The sequence below is a fragment of the Nostoc sp. genome (genome assembly GCF_036919895.1).
Lineage (GTDB): Bacteria > Cyanobacteriota > Cyanobacteriia > Cyanobacteriales > Nostocaceae > Nostoc.
Map to the genome: position 1 here is coordinate 1 of NZ_JBALBW010000134.1, position 12,132 is coordinate 12,132.

Genomic DNA, 12,132 nt, shown 5'->3' on the forward strand with positions numbered 1-12,132 from the left:
ATTAACCCAGATTTTTGCCAAGCTTACTGCTTTAGGTCGTATTCATCCCGTTTCTACAGGCGTTGAACCCTCATAAATTGGCAATGGTATTGATATAACACCCCATTTTATTAATTTGTCTTTATTTTATGTGCGATCGCAGTTATTTTACAATGTCGCCCTTTGGGATGCGATGCCTACAACGGGCAAAGCCAACGCACAGGGGTAAATACACAAAAAACCCCGGCGAAACTAACCGAGGCTTAAGAGAGAAGTGAAAATGACAATAAGATACAGCGATACGGCAATGGAAAAATCTTAGCTAACGCTAAAACTAACCAAAACTAAAGTTGTGACAATTAAAGTTGCAAAAAGACCCTGTAAAACGTATTTACGTTGTTCCCAGATTGCTGGGTACTCTGCGTAGTATACCTTGGGTTCAGCTGCGTAGTTATTGATGATGCCGTCTTCATTTACAGTGGTGTACATATTTTTTTCTCTTTTTTTGTTTACTTATGTAACTAAATTTAACAATTTTGTTACAAAATGTCAATAGGGCTTGACAAAAAAATTTAATAAGTTTAATGAAAATTACTTATTAAGAGATGGGGGATTTTAGCTAAAGCGGTTCTAGGCAATGAAAGCAGGATGTCTCTTAACCAATTGCTACACGTCCTCTTAACCTGACTGCCATAAAAAACCAATACTGTTCATTTAAGGCAAGAGACACGATGAATCGCCGTCTCTATCAATAATCAGTCTTTCGTCTTGACGGCGATTCATCGCATCTTGACGATCTAGAATTTCCATCAAAAAACATTAACCGAACCGTATTGATAAAAAACCCCCAATAAGTTGGGGGTGTAAATTGCCCTTGTGTGGCAAAGTGGAGCAAGGTAGTTTTCAAGCTGATAAGCTAAAAATCTTTTAATTTGCATCCTCAAAAAAATGAATCTCTTGTGGGGTGGGCATCTTGCCCGCCCTAGTTGTGCAAATAAAATGCGCGACAGCTTATTAAAGTTAGCCTTCCTTGAACTCGCTCGGATTCATCATTTAAGTAACCAAAGTTTTGCCTCTTCGGAGGAGCCGAACTAATTCTTCATCACCGCATCCAAAAGCACATTGGCATCAAAACGGACTACATCGGTGCAAGGTAGCCCGGTTTCTGCTGTGACTTGAGCGATGCTTTCCTGTGCCGCTGATTCATCTAAGTGTGCCGTATTAAGTGCTATACCCACTACAGAAACGCTTGCAAAAGCACCACCAGCACTAGCAACACTTTCATAAAGCCGAATTACCTCTGATAAAGGTGGAATTAAAACATGGGGATGATTACGGACATGGACTTGTCCCGCCCGATGGGCTAATACCAGTTGAGTTGGTTGGGAACCACGAATCAGGGGTAGGGTTGCCGTTGAACCAGGGTGTAGCAGCGAACCTTGTCCTTCAATGTGCAGGATGTCGTAGTTTTTGCCATAGCGCATGATTACCTGTTCTACAGCACCAGCAGCAAAGTCTACCCGCACGGCATCTAAAGCCACGCCATCACCTTCTAACATCACCCCAGTTTGACCTGTGGCAAGAAATTTAGAACGCCAACCCCGCAGTTTTGAGGCCCAATGTAACTCTAAGCTAGTTGACATTTTACCGATCGCCATATCGGTTCCCACCGTCAACACCCGCCGACAGGGGAGGGTGCGTGCCATTCCACTGGCAACACTTATATTAGGCGGCTCTTTGCGGACATCCCAAATTAATTGCCCTGGTTTGACTAGTGCATTTAACTCCGGGATGCTTGCCATTGGTGTATGTAAGCCGTTCACCAACGACATCCCAGCTTCTAGAGCATTTTTGATTTCTAGCCAGTAATCATCGGGGATAGCACCACCACTTGGAGCAATACCTATTACTAAGACTTCTGGCTTGTACTCTAGGGCTGCGACTACTGATGCCACAATGGGTACATCACGTTTGATACCTGTTAATTCTGTCAGAGATTTGCCAGCACACTCGCGATCGATGACGGCTACAATTGGTGACTCGCTGTAACGTAAAATTGCGAGTCCTGTTTTGCCGTTAGGCCCGCTAATTCCGTCGTGAAGTAAGATAGCTACTCGTTGATTAAGTGGTAGACGCACTGTGTTTTACCCCCAAACCTGGTAAATCGTTTAGCAAAACTCTACCTTCTTTTAGCAATGCACCTGTAAAGGGATCGTCGATTAAGTTGAGATGACTGTCTAAATCTAAATAATCAGCTAGTGGCGCTAGCTGTAATGCTGCTGTATTAGCTAGCGAACTGTCAGAATAGCAACCGAACATTACTTGCAACCGATATGCTCGTGCTGTATGTACCATTCGCATCGCCTCTGTTAGTCCGCCTGATTTCATCAGTTTGATATTAATACCATCTACGTAGTTTGCCAAATCGGGGATATCAGAACTTGTGAAACAACTCTCATCGACAAAGATAGGTAGGGGAGAGTGTTCTTTGAGTTTAGCTAAACTTTTTTCCTGACCACGTAGCAATGGCTGTTCTACATACTTTATACCTAGATTACTCAGCCAATTGCACATTGCGATCGCATCTTCTAAACTCCAACCCCCATTGGCATCAACAAATAACTCAATTTCCGGTGCTTCTTCTCGCACTGCCAACAGCATTTTTTTATCTGCATCTATGCCATCTGGACTACCTAACTTCACCTTAAAAAGGCGGACATCGGTAAATTGTAACCAGTCTCGCGCTCTGGCTCTGGCACCTTCAGGCGAATTAATCCCAATTGTGACTGAAGTTGGTACTATTTGATTGCGATCGAGTCCCCAAATTTGCCACAAAGGTAATCCTACACGCTTACCCAACCAGTCGTGCATTGCCATATCTAAGGCTGCTCTAGCAGCAGAAGGAATCTGGTTTTGGATTAAAACTTGCTCAATTTGCTGTCGCTGCAAGGGGCTAAATACTTGTAACAGTGGCACAACTCGATCTAGAGAGTCTTTGATTGTATCAGTTGATTGTCGATGATTACCCACACCGAATGGCGATGCTTCGCCCCAGCCTTCGATACCATCATCTGAAATCCTCACCCATACATTCGTTGTCTGTGCCGTTGTCCCGCGACTAATGGTCAACGGAAATCTCTTGTTTACTGTAAATAAATTTACATTTATTTGCATATTTATTTTACATAATATTATGTTATTGCAAAAGTCAGTGTAAGTTTAAAGTTTAGATTATCGGATGTATCTGTTATACTTTTTTACATTCATTACTTAGTTACTAAAGTTCCTAGACATAATTTTATTGGTTACTAAATTTATGAACAATTTAAGAAAATGGAAGACTTTAAAATCAAAAATGGTTTTAGATAACCCTTGGTGTCAAGTAAGGCAAGATGAGATAGAACTGCCCAATGGTAAAATCATAGATGATTATTTTGTCAATATGAAACCAGACGTGGCGATGGTTTTACCTATTACTAGTAATAGAGAAGTTATTTTTGTCCGGCAATACAGACATGCAGTAGGTGAATTTTTCTTAGAACTACCAGCAGGGAATTTCGATCCGATAAAAGAGAATGCCGAAGTAGCCGCAATTAGAGAATTCACAGAAGAGACTGGTTATATACCCCAAGAATTTAGAAAAATTGGAACTCTATACGATAAGCCGAGTAAAGATACCAATCAAATACATTTGTTTATAGCAGAAAATGTAAGTAAAGTTGGAGAGCAAAAACTCGATATTACAGAAGAAATTGAAATTGTATTTATTCCTATAGAATCAGTTTTAGAGAAAATTATTCAAGGAGAAATTTCTGTGGCGGGAACTGTCGCGGCTCTCTTTTTAGGTTTAAAATTTCTAAATTATTAATTATTGTCAGCACTAAAATCAGTGGCAGGAAAATTTACTCAAAGTTGGGCGATTTTGGTTAAGGTTTTACAAAGATTTTAAGCAATCCAAAAATAGGTAAGCGCCAAGGTGATAACAGTTAGGGGTAGCCCAAATCGCAAATGTTCCCCAAAAGTCAGCCTATATCCCTGTTTAGCAACAGCCTCCGCCACAATCAAGTTTGCTACCGAACCCAGCAGAGTGAGATTTCCTGCCAGTGTTGAAGCCGCCGCGAGTAGTAGCCAAGTGCGGGTGTCAGGATGGGGAATTAGGTGATGTAATAGCAGTACAGCCGGCACATTCGATACTAAATTTGACAACAACGCCGTTATCCCCAAAATACTCAAGGGATCGTGAGCAAAACGAGAAAGCCATCCCAAAGAACCAAGTTTTTGCACACCTTCGGTAAGGATGAACAGCCCACAAAACATTAACAGCAAATCCCAGTCTACCTGTTGTAAAATTCGCTCTGGCTTAAGGCGGCGCGTTACCAGTAATAGTCCAGCAGCAATTAAGGTAACTTCAGCAGTCGGAATTCCAATTAAAAATGCTACTAGTAATCCAGTGGTAATTAATAGACTTTTAACTAACAGTGGTTTGAGGACATGGTAGCGAGGTGGTTTAACTTTTAAATAAGGGCGAAGCGATCGCACTTCTGGATACAACCACCACAACAAACCTACCTGAATCGTCAAACAGATCAACGCAAGTGGTGTTAAGGCTTTGGCAAAGTCTAGATAACTAATGCCAGAGAAAGAACCGATCAAGATATTTTGCGGATTACCGCTCAAAGTGGCAACGGAACCGAGGTTAGTTGCACCTGCTAGCGCTAGCAAATAGGGAATAGGTTTAAGCTTGAGTAACTGGGTAATAGCAACTACTAAAGGTGTCAAAATTAGAGCAATCGTATCATTCAGAAAAAGTGCTGAGAGGATGCCACTGCCAAAAGTTAACACCACCAGTAACCCAAATGGGCTGTGGATGCGGCGGATTGTATAATCAAGGGCAAGCTGGAAAAAACCAGAGGCGGCGAGATTGGCACTGATTACCATCATCCCAAATAGAAAAATTAGTGTTTTGTAGTCGATCGCACCCCACGCCGCAGGCAAATCTAGCACTCCCAATGCCATCAAAAAGGCAGCACCAACAATGGCGATCGTCGCCCGATTCATCCGCAATCCGGGCAAGTAACCTAGCCCTAAGCCGATGTAGGTGATAATAATCACGAGATACCGCAAAACTACCATTTCTCTATTCCCTAAACGTAGTAAGCCCTGATTTAGAGCTTACCGGATAGGCTGTAGACTTAGTTTCGGGCATGAAAAACCAGAAGAAAATTAAGGCAACTGTTGCGATCGCCGCCATACCCCTCTTCTGTCACTTTCCAGCAATTTTCTTTCTCACAAATGATTTAGGATTGCTATAGTAAAGAAAAATTAAGTCCTATTTGGTATTAGACTGGTTGAGCAGCGGGAACTACTAAAAGTCTTGGTATGAGGACGTTTCCTGGCTGCTCTAAAATGAAACGAACACAACGAGCGATGTCCGCAGGTTGTAGTGAACCTCCCGAATAGACGAAATTTTTTTGCTCCTCACCCCATTTGTCGTATAAGCCAGTGTCCACAGTCCCTGGGGCAATGCTTGATACACGAATATCGGTTCCTGCTAGTTCCACACGCAGCGAATCCGTAAAGGCTTCAATGGCAAATTTAGTACCGCAATAAGCAGCTAGTTGGGGAACTGTTAACTGGAATTAATAGCAGAAAAACTGTAGTCACTTAACTTAAGCGTCTATTTATCGTTTAAGTAAAAATCAGCACAACCATAGTTATTTACCTATTTTTGTTGATTGCAAAGCTGCATTTCCTTGAGTCTATAAATTACAAAACACAATTGCAATGGTTAAAGTTTTGAAGAAAGTTTGTATTCTTTCGGTTCTAATGCGTGTCATTAGTTGAGCCAAGTCACAGTAGCAGCGAGGTAAATTTCACTGAGAAAGTTGAATTTGAGCAAGTCAATAGTGGGTGGCGAGTTCACCGAGAGCAAAACGCACTCTCAACCTTAGCAGTGAGCGATGCTTACACCAACCTACTTAATATCTTGTGCAATGATTTTGTCTAAACAACGTTCTGCTAAAGCTGCAATAGTAAAAGAAGGATTAGTACAAGCAGCAGAACCTGGAATAAGTGAGCCATCCACAACATAAAGCCTGTTGTATCCATATACTCGCCCAAATGGATCGCAAGCTTTTCCGATGGGAACTCCTCCTAAAGGATGACCAGTAATAGCAGCATCATTATTTTGAGATGTTGCTATTGGGGATGTAGGTACCATACCTTCTTTAATTTTATGCCGAGGTCGTCTACCAAAATTATTGATGCTATTGTCAAAGTCCAAGAACGAACTATCCATAACGCTTGTAAACACTCTCTGTAAGCCCTAGCTTTGGTAGTACCACCAAGTCGGTTATAAAAATAGTAGAAAGTATCGATAATTGGCCACCAGCTAGAAAACTGTTCATATCGATACCAATGTTCTTCCACTGGTGGAGTTGCAGGAAGTACAAAGTAGAAAGTGTTTTCTGGTTCTTCTAATACTTTGACTTCTGTATCCGCAGGAAATGTAATTCCGGTTTCTCTTTCAAAAACAGTTCTTGGGTTAGTCAATATCTCCTGCTTGAGTGATTCATCATTCCAAATACGATCGATCAGTCGTGTTTGTAAAGCTTCATAATAAGGGCCAAAATTGGTGATATCTACACCTGACCAAAGCTTACTAACTTCAGGGAAGTTAGTAGAGGTATCTGAAATAGGAGCGTTTGTTGTAACCATGATTAGCTATCCTTGAAATTAATGGTATGGTAAAGATCAAACTTGTTTGGTATTACACGGTTTAATTGACTGCAACTACCAAAAATATGGATTTATGGTGCTGTAAATTTGACGCTAAATCTTCTGGATTTGTCTTATTCAGCCGTCGTTAGATGAGCTTCTATTAGTTTGACGATCATCATTATTATAAAACCTAAAAAAAATGACTATAAGGGTTAAAATTTCGTAGTTAGGTTACATTATTTTGGTGCAAAAGTGAGTTCATCCCTGAAGAAATTGAAGCATATCAAAAGCGCTTTTCAGAACTTCAAGCAACAGTACATCTGATGTCTAGGCTCTGGAATCAGCCGAGTGTTCGCTTTTTCAGTGATGAAGATACGGGCAATACACCTAAAACCATAGACGTAAACATTGATTTTCAAAATGTAGATGTTAACGATTATGCGGCTGTGATTATGTCCGCTAACTATACCAGTGTTCGTCTACGTTACTTTGAGCCACCAACAGGTCAGCCAATCAGTGCAGAACAAGTTCGCACTTCACCGGCTGTACAATTTTATGCCAGCGCTATGGCAAATCCCAGGATTATTAAAGGCGCACTTTGCCACGGTCTTTGGATTGTGACACCAATACCAGAATTGCTCAAAGGGCGACAAGTTATCTGCCACGAGGTAGTCCTTTGGTGCAATTTATACTCCATCACCTTCAGGTGTTGTGGTGGACGGTGATCTTGTGACTGGTCGTTCAAAACACGAGGTTGAACCATTCATTGATGCGATTACTGAACAAATCCAACAATTATCTATTGCCACTAATCGTTTCTCAAGTAGAAGAACTACTACCTCAGTTTCAAGGCTGAAAGTTGCCAGCTAATTATCTCAAAACAAATTCATGATTAGGAGACAATCTTGTGAAAAAAATTCTCATAATTTTATCGGAATATGGTTATTGGGGTGAAGAACTGGTAGGCCCCCTAGAAACTTTTGATGCTGCGGGGTATCAGGTTGATTTTGCAACTCCAACAGGAAAAAGACCAGTGGCGCTCCCTCCGAGCATGGATCCTACTTATGTTGACCCACCTTTAGGTCGCCCAGTTGTCTCTCAAGAGATGGCTGAAAAAGTCAAGCGCTTAGAAGATCCGAAGAATCCACGGTTAGACAACCCAATCATCCTGTCACAATGGTTGCCCGATCGCCCTTACTGGAGTGCCGAAAAATTCCTGCGGGAAATGGAAGCATATAACAATGCTCTCGACGAAATACAGCCAGATTTGGATCAATACGATGCACTATTGATCGTGGGTGGTAGTGGCCCGATCGTTGATTTAGTCAATAACCATCGCGTTCATGACTTGATTCTCAGCTTTTACAAAAAGGGCAAAGCGATCGCAGCAGAATGCTACGGTGTAACTTGTCTAGCCTTTGCTCGTGACTTAGCAGACCGCAAGAGCATTATTCAAGGTAAGCACGTCACAGGTCATTGCAAGGAATATGATTACAAGGATGGTACAGGGTTTGTTGGCGCAGACATTAACATGGGGCCACCTCCCTATCCTCTAGAGTATATTCTCCATGATGCTACTGCCCCAGACGGCGCATATCACGGTAATTTTGGCAAAGAAATCTCTGTGATTGTTGATTATCCCTTTATCACAGGTCGTTCTACCGCAGACTCTTATACAACCGGTCAGAAATTAGTGGAAGTTCTCGATAAAGGACTAAGGCGGTACGGATGGTAAGCTTGACCAAACAGATCAACGAAAAGCCTTTGATGGCTAACAGAAATGGTCGCTTTGCAATTATTGAACAACTTCTGGCAGATGGGATAGAGTACATGTTTGGCAACCCTGGCACAGTTGAGCAGGGTTTCCTAGATGCGTTAAAGGACTATTATCCAGAATTTAAGTATATCTTTGCACTGCAAGAAACGATCGCAGTCGGTGCTGGCGATGGCTATGCCCGCGCCACCAAAAAGCCTACGATTGTCCAACTCCATAGCGGAGTCGGTTTAGGAAATGGCATCGGCATGATTTATCAGGCCATGCGCGGTCATGCACCATTAGTAGTCCTGGCTGGCGAATCTGGTATTTGCTACGATGCGATGGATGCCCAAATGGCGGCAGATTTGGTCAGCATGGCCAAGCCTGTAACAAAATGGTCAACTAGGGTCGTCGATCCCTCTTCTTTGTTACGCGTGTTACGCCGAGCCATCAAAATAGCTGCTACGCCACCGATGGGGCCGGTGTTCGTTTCCCTACCGATGGATATCCTTGATGCTGTTAATTATGAAGAGGTTGTTCCGACTTCTTTTCCAGTGACACCGGTTGCTCCTGAAGCAGAGCAACTGGAAACAGCAGCAAGTTTATTGGCCGCGGCTAAACATCCCCTGATTATTATGGGCGATGGTGTAGCTTTTTCCGATGCCCAAGCTGAATTGACAGATGTGGCAGAACTCATCGGCGGACAAGTCTGGGGAGCAGACTCATCGGAAGCGAATATGAGTGCTAGCCATCCTCTGTTTGGAGGGTTGCTAGGTCACATGTTTGGCGATGATAGCCGTCGGGTTACATCTCAAGCAGACGTAATCTTGATTGTTGGAACCTACGTTTTTCCAGAGGTATTCCCAGCGCTGTCTGGAGTTTTTGCTCCTTCAGCCAAAATAATTCACATTGACTTGAATACCTACGAAATAGCGAAGAATTTTCCCGTGGATCTTGGGCTGCTTGGCGATCCAAAAACTAGTCTGAGCAAATTAGCGATCGCCCTTGAATCAACTCTGACACCCGAACAGAAAAAAGAGGTTTTTGTCAGAGCTAGCCAGATAGCTGATACTAAAAAGCAGGAATCGGCGGCTCGACTTGAGGCTGACAAGGCGGTTCGGGATGCAGTACCTCTGCACATGACTCGTTTTGCCGAGGAATTAGCTGCCCATTTACCAGCAGATGCGATTATTTTCGATGAAGCCATTACCAATTCTCCAGAACTTTGTCGGTACATACCACCGACAAAACTCGGACATTATTTCCAAACACGAGGCGGTTCGCTGGGTGTTGGGATTCCGGGAGCGATCGGTATTAAACTGGCTAATCCAGATAAAACTGTGTTTGCCTTCACTGGTGATGGCGGCAGTATGTATACGATCCAAGCCCTCTGGACTGCTGCCCACCACAATATAGATGCCAAATTTGTCATCTGTAATAATCACAGCTATCAAATCCTCAAGTTGAATATTCTGCACTACTGGGGCGAGCAACAAATACCAGAACACGACTACCCATCTTCTTTTAACCTCTGCAACCCAAGTATCGATTTCGCTGAATTAGCAAAGTCTTTAGGGGTTCAGGCGATTCGGGTAGAAACCCCAGATCAGATTGCCCCAGCTATCCAAAAAGCATTGGCTCATAACGGGCCATTTCTGATTGATTTGATCCTGACAAGTGAAATTGTCGGTACAAAGATCGGTGTCAAGTGTGGACAATAGTAGACCGGAATTTTTACTAAATTAACACGGAGAAAAGCCATGACAGTAGCTAAATTAGCACCTTTAACAGAATTAGAAATCAAGCAACTAGCAGCAGACTGGTATTTGAAACTAGATGTTCACGCTCCGCTAGAAGATTATATTCCTTTTCTAGCTGAAAATGGTCTAGAAATGCGCTTTCCTGAAGCTACAGTTTATGGTTTTGATGGATTTAAAGGTTGGTACGATCGCGTTATCGGGATTTTCTTTGATGAAGTCCATACTTTAAAGGAAGTCAATGTTACGCCTTCAGGAGACGAGACGAGTGTTCAAGTCATCGTCAAATGGGAAGCTAGCGTGTGGAATCCACCAGCAGCCAAAAGCCAACGCATTGTTTTAGATGCTTATCAAACTTGGATCGTCAAGCGATCGCCTAATACTGGTAAGCCAGTAATTGCAACCTACATTGTCGATTCACTTAGCTACTATGAAGGGTCTGCTCAACTTTAAATAAGTTTGCAGACATCTACGAAAAAGTCAAGTTTTGGGGCGCAGACGACCACTGCAAAAATTATCTGTAGTTATTAGCGCTCCAGACTCATAATTCCATAACAATTACAGGAGAGATAAAAGTGGTAGTTTCAACAATTTCACCCGGACGGCAATTCTTTGACAAACATCTCGAAACTATTACCGCCGGAAAAATCGATGAAATGGTGGACAGAGATTATACAGAAGATGCTGTATTAATCACCTTTTTTAACGGCTTTGAAAACACACCTGCACCAATGACAATTAATGGCCGTAAAAATATCAAAAAATTCTTTCACGATTACCTCAAAACAATTGAATATATTGATATCAAATCTCTCGATTTCACGGAAGCAAAAGGCGCTATTTTCTTCCAAGCAAAATTCACCTGTAAACTTGGTCTAGTCTCAGTTGGAGATGCTTGGACTATGCGTAACGGACAAATTGCTTATCACTTTGGTTTTTGGGTTTAAGGAACGATTTTTTAACGCATAGGCGCTTCTCTACGAGACGCTACGCGAAAGTCTTACGGCAGGGTAGTAGCGGAGTATTGCTAAGTTTAATTCGCGATGAATTAAGGGAATATTGTACTTAGTACAACCCGGTTTTTTTCAGTTTGAATACACTACAAGAGAGGATTACGATGAGTACGCCAATCGAACAATTGATTGTATCTCCTATCAGCAAGCTCTACAAGGAGCATATCGGTTTTATTAAGGCGAAAAATCTTGATGGCTTGCTCAATCAGTATGCTGATGATGCTTTGCTGATTAGCACTTTGACTGAAGATCGTCAGCCTCTTTATGTGCGTGGTCGTCAAGCACTCAAAGAGTTTTTTGAAGGTCGGATTTTCGGTTTAGAAGACTTTGAAATCCGGCTCAATCAGTGGGCTGAAACTGAAAACACGCTGATGATGGTAGAAGAGTTAAAAACCGTAGGTAAAACTGGTGAAGTCGGTAGTGTAGAGTTTTACGATAACTGGTTTTTGCAAGATGGAAAAATTGCTGTCCACTTTGCTGGTGTAATTCAGTATCCCGATAAAACTTATGTAAATGCCGGAACAGTTAAATCAGAAGCACCTGACTCTCCATTGGGTAAGTTTTATAAAGAGCATATCGGCTTCATTAAAGCCAAGAATGTTGATGGTTTACTCAATCAATATACTGAAGATGTGCTGCTGATTAGCACCTTAACCGAAAACCGTAAACCTCTTTATGTCCGTGGTCGTCAAGCGCTCAAAGAATTCTTTGAAAGTCGCATCTTCAGTTTAGAAGATTTGGAAGTGAAGCTTGACCAGTGGGCTGAAACCGAAAATACTCTGATGATAGTTGAAAGCCTGAAAACCAGAAGCGTCCAGCAATTCTCATTTTGAAAAAAAATCAGAGAAAATTCTTTATTTAAATAGAGAACTTGTGTCGAAGCATAATTTTTTGACAAATAATTATC

The 12,132-nt window shown here is 42.1% G+C and carries 13 protein-coding genes and 1 pseudogene; 7 read left to right on the forward strand and 7 right to left on the reverse strand.

From position 1 onward, the window contains the following. Positions 1–297: 297 nt before the first annotated feature. From psb34 to V7K55_RS26275, 3 genes are all read right to left on the reverse strand, one after another. The gene (gene psb34, locus V7K55_RS26265; protein WP_334836107.1) at positions 298–468 is read right to left on the reverse strand and encodes a photosystem II assembly protein Psb34; all 171 of its coding nucleotides are present in this window, start codon (positions 466–468) and stop codon (positions 298–300) included. A 602-nt stretch (positions 469–1,070) separates the two neighbouring features. Beyond that, positions 1,071–2,117: a DUF1611 domain-containing protein gene (locus V7K55_RS26270; RefSeq protein ID WP_334836108.1), complete on the reverse strand. Its 1,047-nt coding sequence runs from the start codon at positions 2,115–2,117 to the stop codon at positions 1,071–1,073. Continuing rightward, on the reverse strand, positions 2,101–3,153 hold the full coding sequence (locus V7K55_RS26275; protein ID WP_334836109.1) for a dipeptide epimerase: 1,053 nt from the start codon (positions 3,151–3,153) through the stop codon (positions 2,101–2,103). The genes V7K55_RS26270 and V7K55_RS26275 overlap by 17 nt, the downstream gene beginning before the upstream one ends. A gap of 142 nt (positions 3,154–3,295) precedes the next feature. On the opposite strand from V7K55_RS26275, the gene V7K55_RS26280 reads away from it, so the two are divergent. Beyond that, positions 3,296–3,847: an NUDIX hydrolase gene (locus V7K55_RS26280; RefSeq protein WP_334836110.1), complete on the forward strand. Its 552-nt coding sequence runs from the start codon at positions 3,296–3,298 to the stop codon at positions 3,845–3,847. A 77-nt stretch (positions 3,848–3,924) separates the two neighbouring features. Here the strand turns inward: V7K55_RS26280 and V7K55_RS26285 are convergent, their stop codons facing one another. The 4 genes and pseudogenes from V7K55_RS26285 to V7K55_RS26300 form a co-directional block, all read right to left on the reverse strand. Next, positions 3,925–5,112 carry an anion transporter gene (locus tag V7K55_RS26285; RefSeq protein ID WP_334836112.1) on the reverse strand — a complete coding sequence of 396 codons (1,188 nt, stop codon included), beginning with the start codon at positions 5,110–5,112 and terminating at the stop codon, positions 3,925–3,927. Positions 5,113–5,318: 206 nt separating this feature from the next. Beyond that, positions 5,319–5,597 (reverse strand): annotated as a pseudogene (locus tag V7K55_RS26290) (SDR family oxidoreductase); the annotation flags it as partial. 356 nt (positions 5,598–5,953) lie between these two features. After that, on the reverse strand, positions 5,954–6,199 hold the full coding sequence (locus tag V7K55_RS26295; RefSeq protein ID WP_334836114.1) for a GMC oxidoreductase: 246 nt from the start codon (positions 6,197–6,199) through the stop codon (positions 5,954–5,956). Continuing rightward, the gene (locus V7K55_RS26300; RefSeq protein ID WP_334836116.1) at positions 6,178–6,696 is read right to left on the reverse strand and encodes an NHLP leader peptide family RiPP precursor; all 519 of its coding nucleotides are present in this window, start codon (positions 6,694–6,696) and stop codon (positions 6,178–6,180) included. Before V7K55_RS26300 ends, V7K55_RS26295 begins: the two co-directional genes overlap by 22 nt. Positions 6,697–7,022: 326 nt before the next feature. Here V7K55_RS26300 and V7K55_RS26305 point away from each other — a divergent pair, with 326 nt between their 5' ends. From V7K55_RS26305 to V7K55_RS26330, 6 genes are all read left to right on the forward strand, one after another. Then, complete coding sequence (locus V7K55_RS26305; protein WP_334836118.1) at positions 7,023–7,424, forward strand: hypothetical protein; 402 nt, start codon at positions 7,023–7,025, stop codon at positions 7,422–7,424. 182 nt (positions 7,425–7,606) lie between these two features. After that, entirely contained in the window at positions 7,607–8,434 is an 828-nt protein-coding gene (locus tag V7K55_RS26310) for a type 1 glutamine amidotransferase domain-containing protein (protein ID WP_334836121.1), read from the forward strand. Beyond that, on the forward strand, positions 8,428–10,176 hold the full coding sequence (locus V7K55_RS26315) for a thiamine pyrophosphate-binding protein (protein ID WP_334836123.1): 1,749 nt from the start codon (positions 8,428–8,430) through the stop codon (positions 10,174–10,176). The genes V7K55_RS26310 and V7K55_RS26315 overlap by 7 nt, the downstream gene beginning before the upstream one ends. Positions 10,177–10,215: 39 nt before the next feature. Beyond that, the gene (locus V7K55_RS26320; protein WP_334836125.1) at positions 10,216–10,665 is read left to right on the forward strand and encodes a hypothetical protein; all 450 of its coding nucleotides are present in this window, start codon (positions 10,216–10,218) and stop codon (positions 10,663–10,665) included. 122 nt (positions 10,666–10,787) lie between these two features. Further along, positions 10,788–11,159 (forward strand): hypothetical protein, encoded by a 372-nt coding sequence (locus tag V7K55_RS26325; protein WP_334836127.1) that lies wholly within the window; start codon positions 10,788–10,790, stop codon positions 11,157–11,159. 170 nt (positions 11,160–11,329) lie between these two features. Further along, positions 11,330–12,058 (forward strand): nuclear transport factor 2 family protein, encoded by a 729-nt coding sequence (locus tag V7K55_RS26330; RefSeq protein ID WP_334836129.1) that lies wholly within the window; start codon positions 11,330–11,332, stop codon positions 12,056–12,058. The last annotated feature ends 74 nt before the right edge of the window (positions 12,059–12,132 follow it).